This window comes from Alteromonas lipotrueiana (assembly GCF_019249245.1).
In the GTDB taxonomy this organism is placed as follows: domain Bacteria; phylum Pseudomonadota; class Gammaproteobacteria; order Enterobacterales; family Alteromonadaceae; genus Alteromonas; species Alteromonas lipotrueiana.
Window position 1 is genome coordinate 1 of the sequence record NZ_JAESDK010000021.1, and the last position, 26,424, is coordinate 26,424.

Sequence of the window (26,424 nt, forward strand, 5' to 3'; positions counted from 1 at the left end):
GCCAGCAGTGGTGTTTGATAAATTACGTGGCGCGGCTTAATTTAGCGAGTGGTGCACTTCGGGGTTGAATCCGCGGGAACATCTTCTTTGTTAATAAAAATTAGCAGTGGTAATTTTTACTTATTATCAAACCTGCCTTAATGTTCTTTATCCCGGTGTGCCTGACTCATCAAAAACAAGCCTGCGGCAAGCGCAAGAATAGATAAAGCTAAATAAATAGCATCTAGTGGAGTTTCAAAACTAATATCTACCACGGCTCTGAAAAACTCAATGATAACCGCCAAAATCACTACCCTTGCAATCTTATCTTTGAGCTGATCAAAAGAATGAACATTAAAAGGATGCGAAGGACCGTGGCTTTCTGCCTCATCAATGGGCGACACAAACAGCCGATAAATTCCTGTACCAAATATCAGCAAAACAACGGCGATTAAGTAGATATCAATGGCAATAATAATACTTGGAACAACTGTATCGTGAATATCAGGCCCGGGCTCACCAAGGTAATACTTAACGATTAAAACCGCCAGATTGAAAATATCTACGGTACCTATACAAAACAATAACAGCGCCCCAAGAATGCTCGGTATTACTGCGAACATAACTAATAATCTGGAACGCCACAGCGCGCGTTCAAAGGGTTGCTCGAAGCGCTCAGAAAGCGGCTGACGCTTATTACCTGATGAGTTTGGTTTCATTGCATTAGTACTAAAAAACAAAAGAGCGATAGTAGTCTAAACACAGCAGATTTAAAGCACTTTCTACTAAAAACAGTACAGTAAATGTAGTTAGCAACGCTTTTCGATACTTTTTAAATCGCACTTTACACGCTTTAACACACGTTGTTGCAGTTCGAGGCGACGTTGATGCTCACAAACCTTACCCTGAATGGCCGCATCAATAAGAACACTCGACTGATGATGCCGAACACTGGATTTTTGAAATACCTCTTGTGCGTGTTCAAACTTATTCTGTAGGCTATCTTGTACCATAATATTCTCAGTAGTTGATAATACCAAAGTCCAGGCTTCGTTTTAGAAGCTATTTTTCTCGCTCATTCAATTTTTGTATGCTTTTTTATTCGGTAGGGGTTGGCCCTTCGCTTTGTAGCACAGAGAAAATTCTTCGGTGAAAGAAAGGCTTGCCAACAAGAGGAAACGATCAAAACTAAAACCATCAATGGAATCAACTCTAAAAGCTATGAATATGTTGCTCGATAGCTGAAATTTCTCTTTTTCGTTTAGCGTAACTTACATCCCATAGTGCCGTAGCTTCGTGCAGAAAAAAACACACTATGGCAATCAATAACACCAAAGCATTTATTTTGAAGAGCATAGCCAGAAGCAAAGCCACACCGACTTCTACGAATATAAGCAAATGAATAAAAGACTCTTTCACACCTGCGGTAGACGCTATGTACGACTTGCACTGGCATAACCAATCGGAAAAGCCCACAAGCATCCATAGTGGAATAATAAAGTAGAGTAAAATAAGCTGATTGGGTTCGCTCAAAACATTTCACTTTGTCCACATAGCGTATTATTGAAGGCTAAACTATTTATTAAAATTAGTTAACCTTTTTTTGTGAAAATATAAGAACTGAATTTAATTGATTGAAATCACACCGCAAAAGTTAACTTATCGAAAAATAACAGAACAAATGAAAATACAAAATTAAATGCTTTATAAAAATAATTTACTTTATTCTATATCAATTATTGTATCGAAAATTTTTTGAAGTGACTGTCGATAAATGAAATTAAGGAAGTCAGTTTATTTTCTTAACTCCCCCCTGTATATAAGTTGAACATCTATAGCCCAAGCGTGTATCTTGCCTATAGCGAATCGCAAGCTATGTCTTATAACCGTTAAGTTTTTCACTGAATGCGGCGAAACTAGAGATTTGATTCGTGATTAGAATAGGTGCACACCTGATCGCGGCCATATTTCTTCGCCTGGTATAAGGCCAAATCAGATGCCGAAAACAACTGTTCCAAATGATAACCCACCTGTTGAGTATCGCTGATACCGAAGCTAGCCGTAACGGTGAGCGCTGTACCGACCACATCCGGATCAATTCTGCTAATTGCTTCACGGCAACGTTCAGCAAAAACACGCGCCGTATTTATATCAGTATTGGTCATTAGTATGCCAAATTCCTCACCACCGATGCGTCCTAGCAGGTGTTGATTAGAATGACAGCATTCATTAATCATTGATACAACTTTGCGTAAAACCCAGTCGCCGGTCTGATGTCCATGGCTATCATTTATTTTCTTGAAATGATCGAGATCGAAGAAGATAAGCGCAACAGGGAGATGATTGATTTTCGCTTTTGATAAGAGTAAGTTTGCCTGTTCACTGAAATGACCTCGATTAGCAACTTGCGTTAAGGCATCGGTGGTGGCCAAATACTTCAGTTTGTTCTGTACCCGGCGAGTGCGATAAGACCAGAATAAAAGAATAATCACCGTCAATACGGCCAGCCCTAGTGCCATGATCATGCTCTGAATTTGTTCACTAACCAGGCGTGTCTCTGTGCTAAGCAGTTTATTTTCTTTGTTCAATAACGTAATTCGGGTTTCTTTATTCTTCAGATCAAAACGCGCCTGCTGTAAAGCGAGGGATTTCACCACCTGTTCATTGTGAAAATCATCTTCAAGCCGATTTACCGCAGAAACATAGGTATAGGCCAGCTGGTAATCGTTTTGCGCAGCAGACAATTTTGCTAAAAGCTCGTACGCAATAATCAAAGATGCTTTGTATTGCTCTGCTTTATCTAAGGCAATAACCTGCCGGGCAATGCTGACAGCCGCTTGGTTATTACCAAGCATATATTTAAGTTTGGCATAAGTGGCTAAAAACTGACTTTTAAGAAACACAAAGTTCACCGGTTCGACCTTTGACCATGCTTCTTTTGCGGCTACGCGGGCCTTACTCAGTTCATTCTGACTTATATAATAGCTCACCAGGGTAATCAGATTGGTCGAGATAAAGTAATCCTGTTCGGTCGATTTACATTGCTCTATTGCTTCATAAATTTGTGCTTCGGTGACCGTGGATTTATCGAGTTTAATTTCTACACCCTTACTTTTTGCAAAACACTTATGTTCAGCGTTAGCAAAAGGGTGTTCTAAAATACGACGGATGTAGATCTCGGCGGTTTCTAACTGCCCTACATTTTTGTAAAACACCAAAAGTCCCTGATAAGCTTCAGCTTCTGTTTCAGCCGTACCATGGCGTTCGAGGAGACTGTTAAGCTCAGCAGCAAGCTCAAAACTTTGCTGCCAATTTTCGCGATAAGAAGCGATACCTAACGCAGATTGCAATACCCTGATCCTAAGTACCGAATCAGGCAGTACTTGTAATAATGCTTCATATTGGTCAAGGGTGAAGTCTAAGTCCCCGTCAAAGGTACTTAAATAGGCTTTCAAATATCGGTAAAGGTACAGTTCTTGTGGTTTAAGCTGGTCTAACTGAATTTTGCTAAGCAGCCGCTGAGCCTGTGAACGATCGCTCAATTTTATCGCATCGACTTCTTCGAGTATGTGCGCATTTTTTGCGTAAGCGGCATGGGTCATTCCCAGACAAATAATCAGTACTACAATAGCTCTGAGCATAGATTACTGCCGTGTCAGGCAGACAGAAATTTGTTTACTTCGAAGAATGTTATTGAAGCTTAGGTTTACCCGTGAGCCCCAACCACAAGCCCTGAGAAAAAATGTACAGAGACCGGGGCCTATGCTCAACCTTTGATAAAAAAGAACTTCTGGTAGGTCGATAAGATAATGGTATTTTTTTGAAAATATTCCGCTCATAAATATCCCTGTTTATAAAGCATCAGATGTTAGTACACACATTTAATACGGGTTAAATACGTAAGTTGACTTGCTTTTACGCCCCCTGCGATAAAGCCAGCTATTTACCTATAGGTATGAATAATGTGTATGTTTTGTCTTATATTAACGAGTTAATTATGCCCGTTGTCGGACTATCTGCAAGCACTAATTGCTTTTCATCTTATACTTTTGGCTAATCTTATTAGTTAAACGATATCTTCACTCTGTTTGCCTTTGTGATGACTTATGGCTGTCACTTGTTACAATATAGCCAAATCAATTGCTTATCGGCACCCCATGCGTAAAAACATCTATATAGCCTATACAGGCGGAACCATTGGCATGAAGCCGTCGCAGCACGGCTATGTACCGGCTGCTGGTTTTTTAAGTCAAACGCTTCAGGATATGCCTGAGTTTCATCGTAGCGAAATGCCGTTATTCACCCTGCACGAATACGACCACCTGCTTGACTCATCAGATATGAAACCTGCTGACTGGCAGCGAATAGCGGAAGATATTTCGCGAAATTATGCAAAGTACGATGGCTTTATTATTTTGCACGGTACTGACACCATGGCGTATACCGCGTCGGCTCTTAGCTTTATGCTGGAAAATTTATCGAAACCAGTCATTGTCACGGGCTCGCAGATTCCTTTAGCTGAACTGCGCTCTGATGGACAGGTCAATCTGTTGAATGCGCTTTATATCGCCGCAAATTACCCTATTGCTGAGGTTAGTCTGTTTTTCAATAATCGTTTGCTACGGGGTAATCGGAGCCGTAAAGTAGATGCAGACGGTTTTAATGCCTTCGACTCGCCAAATTTTCCGTCATTAATAGAAGCCGGTATCAACATCCGCCTGAATGCAGGAAAATTAGCCACCGATGAACACCACGCTATGCAGGTTAGTTCGGTTTCTGCACAGCCTATTGGACTGGTAAGCCTATACCCCGGAATATCTTCCCAGGTAATTAAAAACATACTTCAGCAGCCGGTGAACGCACTTATATTACTGAGTTATGGCGTTGGCAACGCGCCGTTACATCGCGACCTTCTGGAGCAGTTAGAACATGCTGCAGCTAATAAAATACCGGTTCTTAATTGTACTCAGTGCTTGCGCGGGCGCGTAAACATGCGCGGTTATGCCACCGGCCAGGGCTTAGCTGCGGCGGGAGTGCTCCCCGGTAGTGACATGACGCCCGAAGCAGCTCTGGCGAAACTGCACTATTTATTGAGTAAAAATTTACCGTTTGAAAAAATACAATCTTTATTGACGCAAAACCTGCGTGGAGAATTAAGTGACTGATTCAAAGATTTTGACCGGCAATATTCGAAAAATGCAGGTTAGTGCTGACCCCCAGTCTCATGAAGTACAGTATTCTTTGCCGGTTGGTGAGACATTGCTACCCATGAATCCTCTCATAGGACAGCGTATCTCAATGTCTCATACCGGCACGATTAACTGTGTGCACTGTAATCGAAAGACCAAAAAAAGCTTTAACCAGGGTTATTGTTACCCGTGCATGACCCGTTTAGCACAATGTGACAGCTGTATAATCAAACCAGAAAAGTGTCACTACCACGAAGGTACTTGCCGCGAACCCGAGTGGGGTGAAAAGTATTGTATGAGTGATCATTATGTTTATTTAGCCAATACTGGAAATTTGAAGGTAGGCATTACCCGCCATGTAACAGACACCGTTTCCAGTCGGTGGATGGACCAGGGTGCCAGCCAGGCTATCGTCATGTTGCGAGTTCCCAACCGCCTTACAAGCGGGTTGGTAGAAACTTTGTGCAAAGACTATATTGCCGATAAAACAAACTGGCGAACCATGCTAAAAGGTGCACCCGAAGAACAGGACCTTTGCGCTAAAAAAGATGAGCTTTTGCGTGCCATAAAGCCTGGGTTAGATAAGCTCCAACAAGAAAAAGGACTGCAGGCAGTCAGTGAGATCTCTTCTGAAACGGTGGAAATTGTTTATCCGGTTCAGCAATATCCCGAAAAGGTAAGTTCGATTAACCTGGATAAAACCCCCTCTTTTAGTGGTATTTTGCACGGTATAAAAGGGCAATATCTTATTCTGGATGAAAACCGGGTTATAAACATGCGTAAATACGCAGGTTACGAACTGCAAGTGTCGACGCAATAACAAATTCGGTAAAAGGTTTTTCTGCTGTGATTTTTCGCAATGAATATCACCATCACTGCTAGTTAATACAGGATGGGCAAGGCCACCCAGTCGGGCAAGGTAATAAGGTAATTAACGATAAGATTGTTCGATGAGACAATCCCCTCTTACCTCACTGTTGCAAAGTCCTCGTTGAAAAATAGTGAAGGCCCGATAACTATCGGGCCTGACGCTATCTGCGCTTTTAGCACTAAAAATTATTTGAATAGCTTATGTCTGATTTTACAGCCTAGATACAAAGGATCGGACGTTATCTTACAGGCGGCTATGAGCAAAGAGCGGTCGTTAAACCATCACTGCATCGACGTCTGCTTAAGCTAACAAAACAGTAGTAGAATTTTGTGAACGCAATTTCAAACAAGCGTTTGCCGCCATATTCAGAAAAACGAGAAAATCGCGCGTTTTTGTCCTGAAAATAATTAGGCTCAGCCTATCGATGGTAGTATCAACGTTGACTTTCAGAAGCTCGGCAATCATGGCAATATGGATAAAAACGAGCACGTGCTCGGTAAAAAAACGCGCAATTTGCGCGCTATTAAATTGTTAGGTTTTCAGGGAAGTATGAAGCATTCAATTATTATTTTATTACTGCTAATCACAGGATGTACCTCAAATTCCAATCAGGAATATCCAGATAATTGGGCAAAGATACCTAAAATAATGGGTAATGAGTGCCCTGATATATCTGGGAAGTATGAAAATATTGCTACAAACACTAAAGGTGAAAGTGGTTTAAATTTGGCATGGCTAATCCTGCCTGAATCTAAAGATAAAAACGATATTAACTCTATCGAGTTAATTCTTGACCCTTTGCATAATAGCCTTCTAATTGTAGCGACTTCCGATGAAGGTGTATTTATAGAGTCTACATTGTCAAAACAAAACGAAGAATTTTCTTGTAAACAAGGGGCATTAGTTTTCGAAAACAATCAATTTGTTAACGAGCATGGAGTCATAGCTCAAAATTGGAGATCTTATGCAGTTAATAAAACTGCTGATGGGCTGGTAATGCGCTACATCGATAGTGCAACAGGAGTAGCTTTTTTAGTTCCAATAACTGGTAGCCATAAGTATTGGTATCTCTATAAAAAGAAAACCTAACAAGAAATTAAACAAGGACAAAAAACAGTTGGTTTTTGCTCCTTCGTCGCTTATTTTAACCAACTATTTTTTGCCTGTTAATTAGGCGTTAGGTGCCAAGGTAAAGTCATGCACAACATTCTGTACATGTACTTAGTTTTGAACTAAACTTGTTCCATATACTGTACAAGTGAGGTGCGAAATGAGAATAGTCTCTTTTACCGAAGCCCGAAATGGCCTAAAAGCCGTTTTAGATAATGTAATTAACGATGCGGATACTACTGTAATTACTCGTCGTGACTCTGGAGATGCTGTTGTAATGTCATTGGATTACTACAACAGCCTTATGGAAACTGTTCATTTACTTCGTTCTCCAGCGAATGTTGAACACTTAAATCGTTCAATTGCACAATTTAAGGCGGGTAAAACGACCCAGCGAGAACTTATTGATGAGTAACAGGCTATTATCATGGACTGATGAAGCTTGGAATAGTTACATCTATTGGCAGACTCAAGACAAAAAAACCTTGAAACGCATCAATAAGCTAATTGCCGATGTTAAGCGCTCTCCGTTTGATGGAATTGGAAAACCGGAACCCCTTAAAGAAAACCTTTCTGGCTTATGGTTTCGCAGAATAGATGATACTAATCGTCTGGTATATGCCGTAAATGAAACAGCAATTACGATTATCTCGTGTCGTTATCATTATTAGTAGGTGGCAGCTAACATCAAGTAAGTGGGACAATTTCACGCTGGCTCCCGTCACTTCGTTCCATATTATAGCCTGCGTGCAATTACCCCTTCTTGGGGTGTTAGTACCCTCGGAGCAGGAAGCTTGAAAGTAAAACCATCGAAAAAGCTCTATCTGAAAATGTTAAGAAGTCTTTTGATCATTGGCGTTTTATTCGGTTTTACTGCGTATGTCTGGTCAGCTTCAGTCTATGAATGTATTTCTTTCTTTTCTCGGGACTTTTGCGGCTCTATTGGACAGGCAGAACTAATTTACCCACTTTTTGCTTTAGATGTGTTCTTAGCTTTTTATTTACTATCCCCATTTTTTACCTATTTCAGCTATCGGGAAATAATCAGAAATAGGAATAAAATCAAATAATGTTGCTAGGTAGTATTGAGTTTACGGGTACTAACAACCCAATAAACTCGTTCACTTCGTTCGCTGGGACACGTACACGCGGGGCGGCTTCGCCATTATGCCCTGCACGCCTGCGCCCGTTATTGAAAAGTTGGTATGACTCCCTTTGTCAAGCTTGAACGAGTGCTTCCCTGACACTCTTTCAGCCCATAATTAGCTTTGTTTCTTACTCATAATAAATGAGCTAACGCACCAGATGAGGCAGTAATGTCGTCGGTTGGTATGCTGGTATTCGTAGATTACTTATTCATTGAATAAGCAGAGCTGACCTTACATGTTCCGCCGTAGCACCTTCTCATCAGTCTATGCTCGTGGATCAATCATGGTTAGGTGACTGCCATCATAACTTTTTCGTAGGTTGTGCCACATTCCGCGGCCTGATCCGAATGCGTTAGCTCAAACTCGTTTATCATGCAGGTACTCTGCTCAATCTTAATTTTGGATTGACCGGCGTAAGCACGACTTCTCTCGCGATAGCCCATATGTAGGCGGCCATCTCTCTGGCTATTGCGGTGATAATGAGGTTGTAATGTTTACCTTTCTTGCTCATTCGCTGGTAGCGTTTGCACAGGCGAAGCTGTGCTTTCCACGCAATATCGACAATGTCTTTGGGTAGCCCTTCTTGCCGGATTTGAATATTAGTCGACACATTCGCGGGATATCGATAGCTGTGCGCCCCCTCAATTAACAAGCGCCTAGTTCTGCCGTTGCCAGACTTCGTAATAGCCCCCAAATGACGTTTTCCGCCTGAGAAATGCTCGCTTGGTACCAAACCTAAATAAGCCATGAGCTTTCTAGGATGGTCGAAGCGGTGTAAATCTCCAAGCTCAGCAACAACTCCAACCGCCACTAGCAGCCTCACACCACGCATGGCTTGAATCGCTTTAACGACAGGATAATACCGCCACTGGTGTACATGATGTGTCAGTTCGTTATCTAACCTTTCCAATCGTCGTATGCGCTCTTCTATCGTTTGTAAGTACTCTTGCAGCACAATGTGCTGCGAGGGATGAGGTAATATCAGCTCGGTCAGCCACCGCAGATGTTTCTTCGACCAATTAGCAGTGCCCTCATATCGAATATTATTTCTCAGTAGCAGAGCTTTGAGTTGGTATTTGGCTTCTTTTAAATCCTTCATGGCAAGCTCGCGAGCGCGGGATAAATCTCGTACTGCCCCATCTTCTGGCTCCGGCACATAAATAGGCGTGAGATCTTCCGACTTTAGCAGCTTCACTAATTAAAGTGCATCACGGCGGTCAGTCTTAATTCGTTCACCAGGCTATTTGGGTATAAGGGAAGGCACGACGACATAACAACAATGCCCTAAACTTGTTATCAGCCGATAAATCCAGTAGCCACAAGGCCCTGCTTCGTAAACCACACGAATCGTTGCCTCAGGGTATTTCGATTCAAACTGACGAATGAGCTTTTTAACGCTGACTTTTGAAGAAAGAATACGACCATAGTGCACAGCACTTGCCCCGCGCTGCTCTTCACAATAGGCAACTTCGTGAAACTCTTTATGCGTATCCAATCCGATAAAAATCATGCTATGTTTGTTCATGCTAGCCTCCAAATTGATTTAGTATTGAACAAACTAATTATGGCACTGGCTTTTTGAGCTAACCCAGGAAAATGCGGAGGCTAGCATTTCTCAGGGAGTCATTGTGTCTATGTTTCGGTTAATACCGATTGAAGTTTCAAATGTTTGGTAAAGGGTATAAAGTCTTTATCAGCAAATAGCAGTGGGATACTTTTATTTATGCAAAATGTTGCAATTATTACGTCAGCGGTTTTTCTTATAGTTATGCCACGCTTTCTTAAAACACGGTAATTTTCAGCTGCATTTATCGCTATTTCTGGTGAAAGCATACTAAACTGAGGTAATACTTGTAGGTGTTCTTTAGCTGTTTCATAGTCTTTATCAGAACGAAACCCTTGAAGTATCTCCAATAAGATTAAATCACCAATGACCACACTATCATTACTCAAAACTGTATCTAATAAATTAGTTTCTTGTGTTTCAATACCTTTAAAGTAATCAATCCAAACACTAGTATCTATCAATATCATTCACTGGTTCTCATATCATCAAGGTCGCCTTCCCAATCTAACCTTCCTCTAAGAGAGCGAATCTTAGCTTGTTTTCTGAGTCTGATTAATGCTTTTAAGCCTTCTTCTACAGCTTCTTTTTTGGTTTGTAGACCAGTCGCACTGAGCGCTTCTGCCATTAATTTATCGTCGATGACAATATTAGTTCTCATGTTGCACCTATGTGTAGAGAGTGGTAATTTTATACACATTATGACTCCGTTGAAAAAACATAACAATAGATTGAAGACGGATAAAAATTATAGAGCAAATTTTTACTGCTTAATCAGGCGTTATACACAATTGGTCAGAATAACTTTTTAACGTCGCGGTAAAAGTTTTCATTAGAACCAAGAGCTACAGTAATAGCAGGACAGTCACCTTTTACATCATCCCTGCATACTTTTAAAAGGGACCCTTAACCACTAAATTAAACCCATTCCGGCTAAAAGAACGCCGGAATGGCGAGGTAGGTACAAGGTGTGATGAGACCGATACAGGGTAAGGCCAGTCTGGCTCTGCCTAAATTTTTTATTTGGCTTTGGCGCTTTACTAGCTTCTAGCATCTAGTCATTAGTATCTATTTGCTGTTTTCAAACTGTACGGAGTCGATTCCATTCAGGATTTGCTGCAATTGACTGAAGCCAGCGGGCTTAGCCAGGTGATGATCAAACCCAGCGGCCTTTGACTTCTGGCGATCGCGGGACTGGTCATAGCCTGTCAGCGCGATGTAGGTCGAACAATCAGCAGTCATCTTAAGTTGTCGCGCGAGTTCATATCCCGTCATGTCGGGTAAACCAATGTCCAGGATGAACGCGTCCCAACGTGGTTCGGCCCGCACTATGGCCAGCGCGCCAGCGCCATCGACAGCGATTTCGGCCTCATGGCCCTGTGCATCCAGCAGAATAGCGAGCAACTCCGCCGCATCCCGGTTGTCGTCGACAACCAGTATTTTCAACGATGTACTCGCACCCGTGGCGACAGATGGCGCTTGTACCAGCGCCTCATCAGTTGCCGCCAATGGCAACGTCATCGTGAATGTGCTGCCCAGATTAAGGCCAGGGCTTGTGGCGGTAATAGTACCTCCATGCTGCTCCACGATACTGTGGACCAGAGCCAAGCCGATTCCCAGGCCTCCCTGGGAGCGATCCGGAGTGCGCTTACCCTGCGCAAACAGCTCGAATACCGTTGGCAATAGTGCGTCGTCCATACCTATGCCGCTGTCAGTGACACACAGTTGCACCTTTTCATTTTGGACTTGCATCGACATTTGCAGCCGACCGTTAACTGGCGTGTACTTCGCAGCGTTGTTAAGCAGGTTCGCCACCACCTGAACCAGCCTGTGGCGGTCACCGATAACCACCGCCGTATCAGGGAATTGTGTGGTGAGGGCATGCCCGCGCGCAGCGATCAAGGGCTGGGCCTGTTCCACTGCTGCGTCCATTACCGAGCGAATGTCCACTGGTTCACGCGCAAAGTCCACCAGGCCCCGCGTCACCCGCGAAACGTCCAGAAGGTCGTCCACTAGCTCGGTCATATGCGCCACCTGGCGCGTGATGACTCCCCCAATCTCCCGCACCTGCGCTTCATTATCCACAGGTGCCATCTCCAGCAAGCTAGCCGCTGTCCCAATCGGGGCCAGAGGGTTGCGCAGCTCGTGTGCGAGCATGGCAAGGAATTCGTCCTTGCGGCGATCCGCCTGCTCTAAGCTCTCGACCATTCGCCGGCGCTCTGTGATATCGAGTACCGTCCCGATCATTGACAAGGGTCTGGCATCCGGCATGTCGTTTTCGAACAATATCTGCCCGCGCGCCATTGTCCACACCACCTGACCATCGGCGTGGGTCCATCGGAACTCCTCGGTATAGCTGCCACCGGAACCGGGTTGAAGTGCATGATTGAGAGCGGCGTCTATCCGCGGCCAGTCCTCGGGATGGACGCGCTGGGACAAGACGTCCAGCGTCACCACCGCATCATCCGTTGCAGCACCGACTATCTGCCTGCATCGTGGGTCCATGCGGACGTCGCCGGCCTGTACGTTCCAGACCCAGGTTCCGAATTGGGCCACGTCCATGGCCAGTGCAAAGCGCTGTTCAGATACACGTAATGCGTTCTCCATGCATTTACGGTCCGTAATATCGACGGACGAGCCGATCAAACCCAAAATGTTCCCGTCTTTATCACGCCACGGTGCCTTGGTCGACAACCAGAAGGCAGGGGTCCCATCCGATAGCATAACCTCTTCCTCGACTTGCTCGCTAACGCCGGAATCCATAATGCGGCGGTCGTTCGCCATAATGGCGGCGCTCTGGACGCTGTCTGCGAGTACGTCTTCATCGGTACGCCCCAGGAACGCCTCGGGGGGCAGGCCCAGCAGTTCCGCGACTCCGCGGTTGGCAACCACGAATCGGCCAGCACGGTCCTTGGCATAAACCACCCCGGGCACCGCATCAGTAAACATACGCAGCAGCGTGCCGGCCTGGTCGCGTTCGGCTTCCATGCGTCGTCGGTCCTCGATGTCTAACAATACGCCCGGGAAGCGGATCGCCTTACCGTCGGCGTCAAGTTCTACCCGACCGTTGGCTTCGACCCAGCGCAGGGTACCATCCCTGTGCCAGACCCTATATTCGCACCTGTATGCACCACCGCGCCCCATCACCTCCTCGAGCGCCGCCGAGACTCGGTCGCGATCATCGGCGTAAATGGATTCCAGGGGGACTTCCAGTGGGAGGCCCGACTTACACAGCGTCTCGTCGAGTCCAAAGCTGGCGGCGAAACGGGCGTCTGCAATAAAACGATTGTCTGGTATCGTCCAAACCCAGGTCCCAACGATGGCCCCCGCGTCCAGCGCCAGTTGTACGCGTTCGGCTGCGTCCGCTGCATCTGCAGCCATTTTCTTATGCTCAGTGATATCGCGTATGAACACGGCCAGTCCCGCGTCGACCATATAGGCGCGCGCTTCAAACCAGCACAATCCTTGTTCAGCTGATACGTGTGAATAATCGCGCCGCTCTGGTGTACCGCTGGCCCTGACGCGTTGGCACATTGAGTAGACTGAAGCCTGACCGTCTTCCGAAAAAAGGGCCCCGAACTCCTCTCCGACTATGTCGCCCTGCGTCTTAATCAGATGCGAAGCGGCATCATTGGCTTCCAGTACGCGCAAGTCGGCTCCCAGTAACAGGAATGCTTCATCCATGTTGTTGAGCACACCGCGATGCCGGGCCTCGCTTTCGGCCAACCGCTTCTCGGTCAGCACCTGGGCGGTGATCTCGGTGCACGCGCAGAACAATCCCTCGACTTCCAAACCTTCGCCTCGCACCGGAGAATAGAAGAAGGAAAAATGAGTCTGTTCCGGATAGCCGTGCCGGTGCATTATCAGCGGGATGTCCTGCATCTGCACCGGTTCGCCTCTCAAAGCAGCAGATACTATCGGCTGGAGTTGCTCCCGGATCTCGTACCAGACACCTAAGAAATCGCGGCCAAGCGCATCTGGATGTTTGTTTCCCAGGATTTCGGCGTAGTAGTCATTATAGATAAGAGTGCGCGTGGGACCCCACGCTACAAACATCGGTTGGTTTGACGCCAACATGATTCCCACCAATGTTTTCAATGATGACGGCCAAGCCGTCGGTGCACCCAGGGGCGTTTGTTCCCAGGCAAAGGCCCGCAACCGCGCACCCATTGCACCGCCGCCAGCCAAAAAATGTGGTGTTTCTTTTGTCACTTGGTCCTACCTATAACGCCAATGAGAACGACTGACGCGCAATTGCGAGCCAGTCCAGTGAGCGCAGCGAACGTGTTTACTACACTTTATAGGCGAATGAGTCATCGTCCAACAACTGCACATTTCTCCGAGAGATAATTATTGAAGAAATCTCTTGTCACTATGCAGTGCTCGGTTTCTTCACGTGTGATTTCAAATATACCAAATTCTCTAAATTTTAAAATCTTAGCATTTGGAAATGCAAGAAGAACTGGCGAATGCGTCGCAGTTATAAAGTGCGACTCATCATTAACACGCTAATGAACTTCAGCAAGAGCAGCCAGTTGAGGTATTGGTGATAGCACAGTCTCTGGCGCATCTTGTATGAATAAGCTCTTTCCCACGCAATTTATCTAAGCGCACTGACATAAATGATTCACCTTGCATGAAGTGATTTATTACCAGATCGTGCTAAATAACCAAGCTTATCTATGTATGATGCAACCTAAAAAAACGGTCTGCTCGCAAAAAATATAGAAGGCTAAATAATATCTGAGTGAGTGTTTGATAGATTCAAACCGCTCAAACATCTATTTAAACGGAAATTTAAATGTCTGCTTTAGTTTGTTATTTGAAACTTCCCTGTGCTTTTACCTATATCCGCTGCTGGCACATATGGAAGGGTCAGACTCAATTACACTCTGAATTGAAAACATCAGAGGCAATAGTGCCTAACCCAAATCATTTCACCTCTTCACCGTCGAGATCGCGTGCTAAATCATCAAGTTCAGAAGCCGTGGTATCGAACTGGTTATCTGCGTATTCGTAGGCTACTTTTACGTGATGATCAGAACGCCCAAATTTCACTGTTAGATTTTGAGCGCTAAGATGCTTTGCCGTATTTAGAAAACGATAAGCCTTTTGTTCGGTTTCAAACTCATATTCAATCTGCACGTTCATTTGTTGATTCCGTATAAATAAACAAACGTTTTATAACGTCTGCAAAACGTTCAAATAAAGGCTTTTCGATATCAGTTATGGCACCACAACTTACCCACAAAAGAACAATATCCTCTAACTCTGATTCATCACCCTGCTCTAGCTTTGCCATCATCATTGCCAACTGAATGTTTTGACGTAGCGAGGTATCTTCGTCGGGCGTTGCCGTATTTGCCAAAATCTCCAACTTGGTGGTATACCACCTACGCGGTTTATCAGGCGTTTTAGCCAACAACGCTTGCTGATGCGCACGAGCCAGGGCCTGCCAGATTTGATCATCAATTTGTTCACTCGCAGGTGACTCGGCGTGAGTATACATTGAAAGCGCTTCAAGCAGCGCACTATACTCTTGTGCAACAACCTGTCGTTGTCTGAGTTGTTCTATGTGTCCTACTGCTTTTTGTAAGTCACTCAGCGCTTTGTAAACGCGTTTAGATTCATTGCCCTGAAGGTGCTGCAACTCAATCTGTACCACCGCCGCTGACACCCGAACTTCAGTCAAAGATTCAATATTGAGCCGCTGTCTTAAGTTATCAATCTGCTCAATAAGGCGATCAGCTTCATTTTTTTGGGCAGATTGTTGTTCATCACTACTTTGCTTTAGCTGCTGAAACAAAGAATCGTTGATGCTTTTAAAGGTTTTCCACAATTTACTTTCATGGCGCCGACCAGCATGACCCACTGTCTTCCACTGCTGTTGCAACGCCCGGGCACGCGAAGCCGCAGACTCATTAATACCCTCTTCCAGCAATTCCCGGGCGTGCGCGATAAGCTCTTGTTTACGCTCCCGGTTTTGGTGATGCCAGTGATTAATTTTCTCAGCTGGTGTATTTAATGCGGCGTCCCAACGTTGTTTTAGTTTTTCGTAGTCGCGTTTATCTACTTGTCCGGTATTACGCCACTGCTGCTTTAATGCTTCAACCTGCTGTTGCAATTGTTCAACTGGCTGGTCGCAATCAAGGCTTTCTACCTTCTCAATGAGTTTCTGGCGCTCCTGATACGCTGCCTTGCGCTGAACTTCCTGCTCGGCATAAAACTCCCGGCATGGCGCAAAAGCAGCTTCAAGGGCCGCATCAAACTTCTCATCTTGCTGCGAGTCATTGTTCGGGCTAGTTAGGCTTTGCCATTGTTGTCGCAAGCTTTTTATTTCTTTTGCGCGCTGAGCTATATTGTCGGGCTTTTCAGACGCTAACTGCTGCGCCTGATCGAGTAGTTCAGGTTTTCGTGGTGCGGCCAGATAACTCTGCCACCCTTCTAAGCGCTCTACCTGAATTTGCGTGCTTTGATAACGTCGGCTTAACTTTTTCTGTTGGTCTTCATCTAGCGACTGAAATTCTTTGTTCAGCTGATTAAACCGACTCATGGCTGAACGATATTTACCTTGTTCAATCATATTGTCGATAATATTCAGCTGTCTGCGGCAACTTTTGATGGCTTCATCACGCTGCTTTTCGGCCACTTTACGTTGCTGATTCATATCTTGAGACAATGAACGCCATTGACGCTGATATTCTTTAGGAAGAATAAACACCTGAGATGCAGTCTGCTGCCATTGCTGTTTTAATTCACTAAAAGCCGTAAAATCAGATTCAAATTTTTCTTTATCATTTAACGCATGTTTAAGAATATCTTCCAGTTGTTGACAATACTGTTGTTGTGAAGAGAACTGCTCAAGGTATTCGCGCTGAACCGCCATTTCTTTGGTAAGGTCGGCGACCTCTTTAGATAAGCTATCATCTGCTTCAGCATTCTGGTTTAGCGCACTCAGAGCTGTATCCGCTTGTTGCATAGCTATATGGCTTTGCTCAATTTGCTCTAACGTAGCTTTGGCTGGGTTATTAGCGTACAAGTCATCAATTTGCTGCTTAACATATGCCATGGTTTGACGGGCTGTATTGAGCAAAGCAGACCGCATCGCCTGGCTACGAGCAGCCTCATAATAAGGCTTTAAACGTGCCAGGTGTCTTTCGCTCTGTTCACAAAGCTGTTGATACTTTGTTTTAGCGTCGTGCTGCTGCTCGTCGTCCAGCCAGTGTAATTGTTCTTCAAGTTGTTCAAACTCACTAATCAACGCAGAGCGGCGCTCCAGTACATCTTCATAACTCGTGCGTTCCAGTAAAGCTTTTAGCTTTGCTAAGATTAAAGTCACCTGCCGGCTGACCACATCGGGCATTTTTTTCGCTTCAGCGAAGTGCGCTAATTTATGACTGATTGTTTCCAGCAGTGCCTGGTCTGACTCTTTTCGCGATAATTTTTCAAGTAACTGAGCATCATTAGTTTGTTCAATAATACGTCGGCGAACCGACGGCGCCGCTGATTGCTGATAATAGCTTAATGTAAACTCGTCCCGGTTAACCTTATCAAGTAGCGTTAAAATCACTTCATCAGAAAGACCGGTAACGGGCTTTAGTAATGCCGACTTTGCCAGCTCAGTCGTTGCTGTTTCAATGAGGTAGTCTGATCGTTGCTGTTCAGACAAACTACTATGAGAATCAGTCAATACTGCGTTTTCTATGTACTGTCGCGCTGTACGCTGAACCTGCTCATGATGCGCGCTTTGTGCTGCTTTTTGCCACAACGCGAAAGAGTTTAATTTATTTAAAGCAGCCAGAGTAACTTGAGGGTCGCTGTCGTTAAAGGCCAGTTCATGCAAAATAGACTTATCCTGAGGTTTGTCAGCCGACAGCTTTTCTATTGCAGACTTTCTGACTTCAGGTTTGTTACTTGAATGAGAAGGCGAAAATAAACGTTTAAATATCATCCTGTCTAAACCGCGCTATTTCGTTGTCGGGCGTAGAATTTTGTACAGACTGTTGAAAGTCTCTTTTACTTTTATGCACAATTTCGCCCTGTTCATTAATGGTCATATGCTCGGTCGACTTTTCTACTTTAGATTGATACAAAAGGACCGCCTGCATGCTGCTTTCGTGTTGCTCATTAGTCAGTGGCGTACCATCAGGCCACTTGCCGGTTTCAACTGCCTGGCGCAATCGCAGATAAAGCTCAGGAGTCATGGCAGCAACAAGTGCATCAATATTCATGAGGAAAACCGTTTAATAATCAAAATTCTGATACGATTTACGATGTACCAAATAAAGCCCACCACCGAGCTCAATACCGCCAGGTTGTATTGTAAATCGCCTTTAGTGGCCCCACCCCAAAACATAAAGCCAAATCCGGCCACAAATAACAACATCGCCATCATGGATTGATTTTGAATACTGTGAAGTTTCTTAAATCGGTTAAGCTTTTGCTTTCTTAAAATATCTTCTGAAGAAGCATCGGCCAAAGAAAAACCACAATGCGGGCAATCGGCTGCTTTGTCTGAAATTTTCTTATTGCACGACGGACAGTCAATCAGCGCCATATAAACTCCGGTTATAAAAATGTGTAAAAAGCAGGGTGTTTTAACTATTGAACAGTGATGATAAAAAGCGTGACGTCGCAAACGCTAATCTTCATGTTTACGCACGTCACACTGATAAGGCGGGCTTATTTTTTATAAAAGTTTGTCCAATACGTACTAACCGTCTGCTTCATTTCTTTGCTTAGCAATAATATACCAAACAGGTTGGGCAGTGTCATAATTACAATTGCGACAGCTGATAAAGCCCAGACCACGGTGGTGTCTGAAAATGAGGCCCAGACAAACCCTGCTACGTACACTACGCGATATGGCATCACTGAACGCGGGCCCGCCAGGTATGTCATTGCCCTGTCACCATAGTAAGACCAGGCGATTGCGGTAGAAAACGCGAATAGCATCAATCCAATCGAAACAATGTACTGTCCCCAGTGCCCAAAAAATCCACGCGTGAAGGCTATTGTAGTAAGCGCCGCAGAGTGAACCAGCGACTTACCATACACTTCCAGATTTTCTTTGGTCGGTTTACCATCAACAATTTGAAGCGTGCCACTAAAAGCGTCTTCATCGTTAACCGTATAGGTAACATCTTCTGCGATAGACCGGGCATTGATTAATGTAAAGCCTCCCGAGACCGCCGTACCATTTACCACGGTGATAGGTCCATTATAAGCTTTCACGGTATTACCATCGATTTCGTTCAGGTAGTTATAAAGCTTTTTTACATCCCCTGATTCGTTATCGCTATAGCTGCCTTCGACATAATACATGTCAGTGCGGTCGAAATGGTTTTGGTGTTTTTCTTTCCACACTCCGGAAGACAAAATAACCAGACCGGTGATAGTACAAATTACGATGGTATCGATAAAAGGTTCAAGCAACGACACCATGCCTTCAGAAGCCGGCTCTTTTGTCTTTGCCGCCGCATGCGCAATAGGCGCAGAACCCTGACCTGCTTCGTTAGAAAACAGACCCCGGTTGACCCCTTTGTTGAATGCGTAGGCTAAGGACGCACCTAAAAACCCACCCGCTGCGGCGGTACCGCTGAAGGCATCACTAATAATTGAGGTGAACGAAGGACCAATATTTTCCAGGTTCGCAAAAATTACCGCCATAGCACCGATAAGGTAAATCACCGCCATGATAGGAACCACACGTGCGGTAACCGCCGCAATACGCTTGATACCACCCAGAATTACCATGGCCAGCAAAATACCAAGTATACTGCCGACAATAATCGGATCAAAACCAAAGGTAGCTTCGATACTTTGAGCAATACCGTTACTTTGGGGTAAATTGCCGGTACCAAACGAGCTGATAACCGTAGCAACCGCAAAGGCGACGGCCAGCCACTTCATGTTAAGACGCCTGTCCATGTAGTACATCGGACCGCCGGCCATGGTGCCGTCTTCGGTTTGCACACGATATTTATGAGACAGCGTAACTTCAACAAACTTTGTGGTCATACCGAAAAACGCAGTGGCCCACATCCAGAATAAGGCAGCCGGGCCCCCTAAGTACAGGGCAAAGGCAACACCACTGATATTACCGGTGCCTACCGTGCCCGATAACGCCGTAGTTAGCGCTCTGAAATGCGTGGTATCACCAGGTTCATCGTCTTTATCAAATTTTCCAAGAACCACTTTCCAGGCATGCATAAAGTAGCGAACCTGGGGAAAGCCCAAATAGATTGTGAAAAACAGCCCTACGCCAAGTAGCACAAAAGGAAACCAAACTGCGCCCCCCAGCATACCATCCAGTGTGTTAAATAAACTCAGTAAACCTTCCAAACCTGGTTCCCCTCAATACTTATTGTTTTATTATTGTGATGTGCTTTTTCTAATTATCTTAATGACGGAACGACCGCACGAATCGCTACCAGCATATCTTCGCCTAACTGATGACAACGTTGCGCTGACCAGCCAAATATAGCATCAGGCAAATCGGCATTGTCTTTAAATGGCATTTCAAAAGTATACGCTAAACATTCAAAACGCTGCCCTACCGCATTCGAAGCCACCGACAAATTTGCCTCGCCGGGCTTATCTTTGTCGTAGCCAAATTCATCCTGAAATTCTGGCGTTACCGTTAATAAAGCTCGTTTAAACGTCTCTTCTAATTCTTTAATTTTGTCACTGTACGCAGGAATACCTTCGCTGCCGGCCACAAAATTATACGGCAAAGCTTCGTCACCATGTAAATCAAGGTACATATCAACACCGATTTCTTTCATGGCATTGAGTACATACAATACTTCAGGACTTTTCTGCGCGGTGGGTTCGGCCCATTCGCGATTTAAATTGGTACCCACCGCATTTGTACGCAGGTGTCCTCGTGCTGAGCCATCGGGATTCATGTTCGGAATGATATGAAATACAGCCTGGTCAAGAAGCTGACGAGATAACCCATCTTCTTCATCCAGTAGCCGGTATAGTAAACCTTCGGCGCACCATTGAGCCATAGTTTCACCCGGGTGCTGGCGTGCGGTGATCCAAATATTCTTTTTGCCTTCACCAGGTTGTCCGATAACCAGCATCGACATATCACGACCATCAAGGGTTTGACCCAATAAACGGTGCTCGCAGTCGATGAACATTTGCGCATCAGCTACCAAGTCAAGGTGCCGCTCGTAGCTATAAGGAACAAAATAAGCAAAATAAACGCTGGGTTGTTCAGGCGTAAATTCAAAGGTTAAGTTATCACCGTCAAACTCACTGTCTACCCGAAACCAGGTTTGACGATCATAGGAAGCCAATACATTGTAATCTTTCCAGCCTTCAGGATACGCCGACTTCGCCAGATCGGTGATGCGCAATGTATACAGAGTAAAAACCTCACCGAATAAGCGAAAGTGGAACCACTGGTAAAATTCAGATTCGTTGTCAGGATTAATACCCAGAACAATATCTTCAGGAGACTCGGCTTTAATAACGCGAATATTACCGCTGTCGAACTGACTGGAAATATGCATGATAGTCACTTTTTAAAAACGAATTTGCGCGGTAATTTAGCACACTGTGTTTGGTCAATACCATGCTTTAAAGGGGATCCTGAGCAATAGTGAGTCAATTTTTTTACATTTTTGTTCAACTTTGCTGACAGTTGTACAACCGATAGACAATTTTTTGTTTACCTTTGCCCATTATTTAATGAGGTGTATCGGGACCGGGCGCTGATAGCCAGGTTCTGACCTTCAAGCCTGCGGCTGTAGAATACCCCAGCGCCCTATCGATCACGTTAAATTGTTCATCCAAAAGATAATAAGAAGGATACCCCTGCACCTGAAAATTCGATTTCAGCTGTTTGTTCCCTAAAAAGACCCGCTCGTCTACGTTTGCCTCTTTCAAAAATTTTCGCACTTCAGCAGGATTATCATAATCAAGAGCAATGCGAAAAACCTGAAACCGTTGGGTGTCCACTACATCCACATTTTTAATGCTCATTTTACAAATTTCACACCAGGGCGCGAAAAAGTAAATAAGCGTTCTTTTTCCAGCTTTAGGTGCAATGGTAAAGGGTTCTCCCTTCAGGGTTTTAATGAAGGTGACCGAGGCCACCGCATCTTCACCTGTCGACAACATCCCTCGCATTTGCCACTCACTAATGCCGTAGATGACCAGGCTCACCAGGGCGATATCCCGCATCCAGCGAACCAGAGAGCGCCGATACCATGGTCGAGGCAAGTTTGCCATATTGATTTTCCTTTAAAGACAGCGAACAACTAAACAATAAATACATTTGAATCTGACAAGTTACACAATGTTACGGTATTTTATGAAAAAAGGCTGATTTGAGTTAAAAAAAAAGCGAAAGAGCCAGGCCCCTTCGCTTTTTTGTGTTTTTACTTAAACGGTGTCAGATGCGCTAGCAATCGAATCCGAACTGCCGGTTCAACCCTTCAGGCTGGTAAGGTCGGATAGCTAAGGTTTGCCATATCCCGCACCACCCGCATCACCTGGCAGCTATAACCAAACTCGTTGTCATACCACACATACAAGGTCACGCGGTTATCAGACACAATAGTGGCACGTGAGTCGACCACAGAAGCTGCCCTTGAACCCACTAAATCAGAGGATACTACCTCTTTGCTGGCGGTATAATCAATCTGGTGTTGTAGTGATGAAAATAGTGACGTATCTCGCAAAAATTCATTAACCTGCGATTTATCGGTGGCTTCATTCAGATTCAGATTCAATATAGCCAGCGATACATTCGGGGTAGGTACACGAATCGCATTGCCGGTAAGCTTACCCGCCAAAACAGGATAAGCTTTGGCTACGGCTTTAGCGGCACCGGTTTCGGTGATAACCATATTAAGCGGTGCGCTTCGGCCGCGACGCTCTGCTTTATGATAATTATCAATAAGGTTTTGATCATTAGTATATGAATGAACGGTTTCAACATGCCCGCTCACAATACCGTACTTTTCATCCAGGGCTTTCAAAACCGGGGTAATAGCGTTGGTGGTACAGCTTGCCGCCGACAATATTTTATCGTCTGGGGAAATCGTATCGCAGTTAACGCCGTGTACTATATTTTTGATGTCACCTTTACCCGGAGCGGTAAGCATAACTTTGGCAGTACCCTTGGCCTTTAAATGCAGACCCAGACCGTCTTCATCGCGCCAAATACCGGTATTGTCTATAACGATGGCGTTGTTGATGCCGTATTGGGTGTAGTCAACTTCATCAGGGCTGTTGGCGTATATAACCTGTATAAATGAGCCGTTGGCTTTAATAACATTACGTTCTTCATCAATAGTGATACTGCCATTAAACGGGCCGTGTACTGAATCACGGCGCAGTAAACTGGCACGTTTTTCAAGATCGCCCTCGCGGCCACCGCGCACCACAATGGCACGTAGACGCAGTTTATTATTTACGCCCTGACGTTCAATAAGCAAACGTGCAAGTAATCGTCCAATACGACCAAACCCATATAGCACCACATCACGGGGTTCTTGTTCGTCTTTTTGATCGATAACTGTCGCAAGTTTTTCTTGTAAATAGCGGTCAAGGTCTTGTTGGTCAACTGCCGAACCGTAATGAAAATCGTAAGCAAGCTTGCCAATGTCAATCTGCGCCGGAGCCAGATGCATTTTATCCAGCGCTTCGAGAATGGGCCAGCTTTCACGTAAGCGCAATTTAATGCCTTCATACAAGCGAACCTGACGATGAGCTTTAATCACATCAATAGCACCAGCGTTCAGCAAAGGTCTGCCATACACAGAAATCTCAACTGCAAATTTGCGATACAAGCGACCAATCAGCGGTAACATCATCTCCGCATATTCCTGACGCTCTTGCCAACTACTTTGTAATTCCTGTTCGTACTGTTGATTCATGCTATGCCTTCATCGACTTAAAGTAAGAAAAAGTCCATGACGACTTATTATTAGGGTACATTCGAGATGAGTTTGATGTCGGTCATGGACGCAAGCATTTTAGGAAAGAGACAACTATTTACCAAATTGTTGATTAATTACAGTAATTCGGCAATTGATGTATTTTGCCTATATTCTTTGGTAAGTTTTCCACAATAAAAACAAAAATCGTTCAATTGCCGGTTTTTGTTTACTGCGCTAATACAATTCAACGTAATGACCAGCGTCAAAACGATAAGCGTAAAGTCTGTATACTTTTGGCTATTATTCGTTCCTATATACCCTGAATAAAAAATTCTGTAGCGGACTGGTAGCTAAAACCTAAGTAAACAGGCTTTTTACAGGCCGTAATTTTGGCGAGTATCAATAAAATGGCAACAGGCGGTTCGTAAAAAAGTTTCAGTAAATATTTTCGCAGGTACAAAAAAAGAGTGGCTATCCACCACCCTTTTTAAACAAGCTATAATATTCTGTACAAAAAGCAATCACATGTTAAGGCGTTGTGGTGCAATCAGCCTTCTACTGTATCGCCTGTGTCAGAGTTAAAATCCATCGATAACGAATTGACACAATAACGCTGACCAGTCGGCTCAGGACCATCTGGAAACACGTGCCCTAAATGAGCTTCACACTGTTTACAGAATATCTCTGTACGTACCATCCCATGACTGGTGTCCTGCTTAAAGCCCACGTTGCTGTCTTTAGCCTGATCATAAAAAGATGGCCAGCCGCAGCCAGTATCAAACTTGGTCTCGGCAGAAAACAGTATTGCTCCGCAGCACTTACAAACATAATTACCATCACGGGTTTCGTCTAACAATACACCGGAAAAAGGCCGTTCGGTACCGGCTTGCCGGGTCACCCGATAGGCTTCATCAGAAAGTGTCTCTTTCCATTTGTCTGTCATGTTGCCTCCTGTGTATAGGTTTACTTGTTTATTTTTTAACAGCGACCTGCAAACGCTCAGGATGACTCCAGTCAAGATGGAATTTTTTACCTGCAGGTTTGTCGATACGCTGATAAGTATGAGCGCCAAAGTAATCGCGCTGACCTTGCAGCAGGTTAGCTGGCAATACTGCGGTACGATACGAGTCGTAATAGCTTAACGCCGACATCATTGCCGGACACGGAATACCAGCCAGCGTCGCCTGAGCGATAGCCTCGCGCCAGTCAGACTGCATTTGGGTGATTTGATCAGCAAAAAACGGATCCAGCAGCAGGTTCTCAAGATCTTCGTCATTCTCGTACGCATGTGCAATTGACTGCAAAAATACTGCGCGAATAATACAACCTGCCCGCCAGATCTTAGCAATTTCACCAAATTCCAGGTCCCAGTTATGCTCAGTGGCAGCAGTTGCCATAAGCTGAAAGCCCTGCGCGTACGCACAGATTTTAGAGCAGTACAGTGCTTGTTCCAGCTGATTTACCGTGCTCATTTTCGCTTCATCGCTAAGCGGTTGTGACTCGGGGCCATGCAAAATAGTACTCGCTTTAACGCGTTCTTCTTTAAGACCGGAAATACTGCGCGCAAACACTGCCGCGGTAATGGTTTGGGCAGGGCTGCCAACTTGCAAAGCACTTACCGCCGTCCACAATCCTGTTCCCTTCTGACCGGCTTTGTCTAAAATAACATCAACCAAAGGAACACCCGTTTCAGGGTCCATTTGCTCCAGCACCTCGGCGCTGATTTCCATCAGGTAGCTGTTTAGTTTACCTTCATTCCATTTACGAAAAACTTTAGCAATTTCGGCTGCCGACATTCGTAATGAAGAACGCATAATTTGATAGGCTTCACATATTAGCTGCATATCCGCGTATTCAATACCGTTGTGCACCATCTTAACGTAATGGCCTGCGCCCATGGTACCTATGTAAGTAGCACATGGTTCGCCGTTTTTAACCGGTTTGCCTGGCGTGTAGCTTTCGATGGGTTTGCCGGTCTCAGGATCGACCTTTGCGGCAATCGCCGTAAGCACCGGTTCAATTCGGGTCCAGGCATAGGGATTTCCGGAAGGCATCAGTGACGGTCCAAAGCGGGCGCCGACTTCACCACCAGAAACCGCGGTGGTGAAAAAGATAAATTTGCTTTTGTAGCGCTCTTCGCGCTCGACCGAATCGGTCCAAAGGCTGTTACCCGTATCAATAACAATATCGTCGGCTTTGATACCGGCATCGATAAGATGGTGACATACGTGATCGACCGGGTCGCCGGCCGGAACAGAGAGAATAATTAAATGAGGCGCTTTTAGCTTACTCAAAAGCTCAGTGTACGAGCTGCAACCTTCAATACGCGGTACAGAATCATCGCCGCGTTCATCTGCTTCTTTAGCCAGTATCAAATCAACTTTACTTTGGTCTAAATCAAAGCACGCAACCCGATAACCATTGTCAGCTAAATTCAGGGTTAAATTCGCCCCCATAACGCCTAAGCCTATAAAACCTACATCGCAGTTTTTTTCGACCAGAGCATTTCCATCTTCTTTGTGCATGGTTTTCACCTTGTGTTTCAGATGGCTGCGCATGTTACCACCTGCATCGCTTTTGAACACTGTAAACAACAGTTTGAAAAGAAAAAAGCCAGTGTCTTGTGTTCACTGGCGTTGACATTAAGATGGGGATACCGCGT

General features: G+C 44.9%; 22 protein-coding genes and 1 pseudogene. 5 read left to right on the forward strand and 18 right to left on the reverse strand.

Going from position 1 to position 26,424, the window contains the following annotated elements; all coding sequences use genetic code 11:
• Positions 1–137 precede the first annotated feature (137 nt).
• The 4 genes from JK130_RS13535 to JK130_RS13550 all read right to left on the reverse strand — a co-directional run bounded on the left by JK130_RS13535 (position 138) and on the right by JK130_RS13550 (position 3,620).
• A complete protein-coding gene (locus JK130_RS13535) occupies positions 138–698 on the reverse strand; it encodes a YqhA family protein (protein ID WP_218354862.1) in 561 nt (186 codons plus the stop codon).
• A gap of 90 nt (positions 699–788) precedes the next feature.
• Entirely contained in the window at positions 789–992 is a 204-nt protein-coding gene (locus JK130_RS13540; protein WP_218354863.1) for a hypothetical protein, read from the reverse strand.
• Between the two features lie 199 nt (positions 993–1,191).
• Entirely contained in the window at positions 1,192–1,512 is a 321-nt protein-coding gene (locus JK130_RS13545; RefSeq protein WP_218354864.1) for a hypothetical protein, read from the reverse strand.
• A 383-nt stretch (positions 1,513–1,895) separates the two neighbouring features.
• Positions 1,896–3,620, reverse strand: coding sequence for a tetratricopeptide repeat-containing diguanylate cyclase (locus tag JK130_RS13550; RefSeq protein ID WP_218354865.1), 1,725 nt, complete (start codon positions 3,618–3,620; stop codon positions 1,896–1,898).
• Between the two features lie 516 nt (positions 3,621–4,136).
• Here JK130_RS13550 and ansA point away from each other — a divergent pair.
• From ansA to JK130_RS13575, 5 genes are all read left to right on the forward strand, one after another.
• Positions 4,137–5,144: an asparaginase gene (gene ansA, locus JK130_RS13555; protein WP_218354866.1), complete on the forward strand. Its 1,008-nt coding sequence runs from the start codon at positions 4,137–4,139 to the stop codon at positions 5,142–5,144.
• Positions 5,145–5,175: 31 nt separating this feature from the next.
• Entirely contained in the window at positions 5,176–5,988 is an 813-nt protein-coding gene (locus JK130_RS13560; RefSeq protein WP_218354925.1) for a DUF2797 domain-containing protein, read from the forward strand.
• Between the two features lie 522 nt (positions 5,989–6,510).
• Complete coding sequence (locus JK130_RS13565; RefSeq protein WP_218354867.1) at positions 6,511–7,128, forward strand: hypothetical protein; 618 nt, start codon at positions 6,511–6,513, stop codon at positions 7,126–7,128.
• A 181-nt stretch (positions 7,129–7,309) separates the two neighbouring features.
• On the forward strand, positions 7,310–7,564 hold the full coding sequence (locus tag JK130_RS13570) for a type II toxin-antitoxin system Phd/YefM family antitoxin (RefSeq protein WP_218354868.1): 255 nt from the start codon (positions 7,310–7,312) through the stop codon (positions 7,562–7,564).
• A complete protein-coding gene (locus JK130_RS13575) occupies positions 7,557–7,820 on the forward strand; it encodes a Txe/YoeB family addiction module toxin (protein WP_218354869.1) in 264 nt (87 codons plus the stop codon). The genes JK130_RS13570 and JK130_RS13575 overlap by 8 nt, the downstream gene beginning before the upstream one ends.
• A gap of 847 nt (positions 7,821–8,667) precedes the next feature.
• Here JK130_RS13575 and JK130_RS13580 read toward each other — a convergent pair.
• The 14 genes and pseudogenes from JK130_RS13580 to gndA form a co-directional block, all read right to left on the reverse strand.
• Positions 8,668–9,822 (reverse strand): annotated as a pseudogene (locus tag JK130_RS13580) (IS110 family RNA-guided transposase).
• 107 nt (positions 9,823–9,929) lie between these two features.
• On the reverse strand, positions 9,930–10,331 hold the full coding sequence (vapC, locus tag JK130_RS13585; RefSeq protein ID WP_218354870.1) for a type II toxin-antitoxin system VapC family toxin: 402 nt from the start codon (positions 10,329–10,331) through the stop codon (positions 9,930–9,932).
• Complete coding sequence (locus tag JK130_RS13590; RefSeq protein ID WP_218354871.1) at positions 10,328–10,522, reverse strand: type II toxin-antitoxin system VapB family antitoxin; 195 nt, start codon at positions 10,520–10,522, stop codon at positions 10,328–10,330. Before JK130_RS13590 ends, vapC begins: the two co-directional genes overlap by 4 nt.
• Positions 10,523–10,929: 407 nt before the next feature.
• Complete coding sequence (locus tag JK130_RS13595) at positions 10,930–14,073, reverse strand: PAS domain-containing protein (protein WP_218354872.1); 3,144 nt, start codon at positions 14,071–14,073, stop codon at positions 10,930–10,932.
• A gap of 720 nt (positions 14,074–14,793) precedes the next feature.
• Positions 14,794–15,012: a hypothetical protein gene (locus JK130_RS13600; protein WP_218354873.1), complete on the reverse strand. Its 219-nt coding sequence runs from the start codon at positions 15,010–15,012 to the stop codon at positions 14,794–14,796.
• Positions 14,996–17,812 (reverse strand): DUF349 domain-containing protein, encoded by a 2,817-nt coding sequence (locus JK130_RS13605; protein ID WP_218354874.1) that lies wholly within the window; start codon positions 17,810–17,812, stop codon positions 14,996–14,998. The genes JK130_RS13600 and JK130_RS13605 overlap by 17 nt, the downstream gene beginning before the upstream one ends.
• Positions 17,802–18,092 carry a YeaC family protein gene (locus JK130_RS13610; RefSeq protein WP_218354875.1) on the reverse strand — a complete coding sequence of 97 codons (291 nt, stop codon included), beginning with the start codon at positions 18,090–18,092 and terminating at the stop codon, positions 17,802–17,804. Before JK130_RS13610 ends, JK130_RS13605 begins: the two co-directional genes overlap by 11 nt.
• Positions 18,089–18,418 (reverse strand): zinc-ribbon domain-containing protein, encoded by a 330-nt coding sequence (locus tag JK130_RS13615; RefSeq protein WP_218354876.1) that lies wholly within the window; start codon positions 18,416–18,418, stop codon positions 18,089–18,091. Before JK130_RS13615 ends, JK130_RS13610 begins: the two co-directional genes overlap by 4 nt.
• A 125-nt stretch (positions 18,419–18,543) precedes the next feature.
• Positions 18,544–20,166 (reverse strand): alanine/glycine:cation symporter family protein, encoded by a 1,623-nt coding sequence (locus JK130_RS13620; protein WP_218354926.1) that lies wholly within the window; start codon positions 20,164–20,166, stop codon positions 18,544–18,546.
• A 92-nt stretch (positions 20,167–20,258) separates the two neighbouring features.
• The gene (locus JK130_RS13625; protein ID WP_218354877.1) at positions 20,259–21,386 is read right to left on the reverse strand and encodes a M14 family metallopeptidase; all 1,128 of its coding nucleotides are present in this window, start codon (positions 21,384–21,386) and stop codon (positions 20,259–20,261) included.
• Positions 21,387–21,561: 175 nt separating this feature from the next.
• A complete protein-coding gene (locus JK130_RS13630; protein ID WP_218354878.1) occupies positions 21,562–22,107 on the reverse strand; it encodes a TlpA family protein disulfide reductase in 546 nt (181 codons plus the stop codon).
• A 206-nt stretch (positions 22,108–22,313) separates the two neighbouring features.
• On the reverse strand, positions 22,314–23,759 hold the full coding sequence (locus JK130_RS13635; RefSeq protein ID WP_218354879.1) for a glyceraldehyde-3-phosphate dehydrogenase: 1,446 nt from the start codon (positions 23,757–23,759) through the stop codon (positions 22,314–22,316).
• A gap of 550 nt (positions 23,760–24,309) precedes the next feature.
• The gene (msrB, locus tag JK130_RS13640) at positions 24,310–24,705 is read right to left on the reverse strand and encodes a peptide-methionine (R)-S-oxide reductase MsrB (RefSeq protein ID WP_218354880.1); all 396 of its coding nucleotides are present in this window, start codon (positions 24,703–24,705) and stop codon (positions 24,310–24,312) included.
• Between the two features lie 28 nt (positions 24,706–24,733).
• A complete protein-coding gene (gene gndA / locus JK130_RS13645) occupies positions 24,734–26,287 on the reverse strand; it encodes an NADP-dependent phosphogluconate dehydrogenase (protein ID WP_218354927.1) in 1,554 nt (517 codons plus the stop codon).
• Positions 26,288–26,424 lie beyond the last annotated feature (137 nt).

Excerpts from the sequence above, each read along its gene's own strand:
- JK130_RS13535 (WP_218354862.1), bottom strand. The coding sequence starts at position 698 with ATGAAACCAAACTCATCAGGTAATAAGCGTCAGCCGCTTTCTGAGCGC.
- JK130_RS13540 (WP_218354863.1), bottom strand. The coding sequence starts at position 992 with ATGGTACAAGATAGCCTACAGAATAAGTTTGAACACGCACAAGAGGTA.
- JK130_RS13550 (WP_218354865.1), bottom strand. The coding sequence starts at position 3,620 with ATGCTCAGAGCTATTGTAGTACTGATTATTTGTCTGGGAATGACCCAT.
- ansA (WP_218354866.1), top strand. The coding sequence starts at position 4,137 with ATGCGTAAAAACATCTATATAGCCTATACAGGCGGAACCATTGGCATG.
- JK130_RS13560 (WP_218354925.1), top strand. The coding sequence starts at position 5,176 with ATGCAGGTTAGTGCTGACCCCCAGTCTCATGAAGTACAGTATTCTTTG.
- JK130_RS13565 (WP_218354867.1), top strand. The coding sequence starts at position 6,511 with ATGGATAAAAACGAGCACGTGCTCGGTAAAAAAACGCGCAATTTGCGC.
- JK130_RS13570 (WP_218354868.1), top strand. The coding sequence starts at position 7,310 with ATGAGAATAGTCTCTTTTACCGAAGCCCGAAATGGCCTAAAAGCCGTT.
- JK130_RS13575 (WP_218354869.1), top strand. The coding sequence starts at position 7,557 with ATGAGTAACAGGCTATTATCATGGACTGATGAAGCTTGGAATAGTTAC.
- vapC (WP_218354870.1), bottom strand. The coding sequence starts at position 10,331 with ATGATATTGATAGATACTAGTGTTTGGATTGATTACTTTAAAGGTATT.
- JK130_RS13590 (WP_218354871.1), bottom strand. The coding sequence starts at position 10,522 with ATGAGAACTAATATTGTCATCGACGATAAATTAATGGCAGAAGCGCTC.
- JK130_RS13600 (WP_218354873.1), bottom strand. The coding sequence starts at position 15,012 with ATGAACGTGCAGATTGAATATGAGTTTGAAACCGAACAAAAGGCTTAT.
- JK130_RS13605 (WP_218354874.1), bottom strand. The coding sequence starts at position 17,812 with ATGATATTTAAACGTTTATTTTCGCCTTCTCATTCAAGTAACAAACCT.
- JK130_RS13610 (WP_218354875.1), bottom strand. The coding sequence starts at position 18,092 with ATGAATATTGATGCACTTGTTGCTGCCATGACTCCTGAGCTTTATCTG.
- JK130_RS13615 (WP_218354876.1), bottom strand. The coding sequence starts at position 18,418 with ATGGCGCTGATTGACTGTCCGTCGTGCAATAAGAAAATTTCAGACAAA.
- JK130_RS13620 (WP_218354926.1), bottom strand. The coding sequence starts at position 20,166 with ATGCTGGGGGGCGCAGTTTGGTTTCCTTTTGTGCTACTTGGCGTAGGG.
- JK130_RS13625 (WP_218354877.1), bottom strand. The coding sequence starts at position 21,386 with ATGCATATTTCCAGTCAGTTCGACAGCGGTAATATTCGCGTTATTAAA.
- JK130_RS13630 (WP_218354878.1), bottom strand. The coding sequence starts at position 22,107 with ATGGCAAACTTGCCTCGACCATGGTATCGGCGCTCTCTGGTTCGCTGG.
- JK130_RS13635 (WP_218354879.1), bottom strand. The coding sequence starts at position 23,759 with ATGAATCAACAGTACGAACAGGAATTACAAAGTAGTTGGCAAGAGCGT.
- msrB (WP_218354880.1), bottom strand. The coding sequence starts at position 24,705 with ATGACAGACAAATGGAAAGAGACACTTTCTGATGAAGCCTATCGGGTG.
- gndA (WP_218354927.1), bottom strand. The coding sequence starts at position 26,287 with ATGCACAAAGAAGATGGAAATGCTCTGGTCGAAAAAAACTGCGATGTA.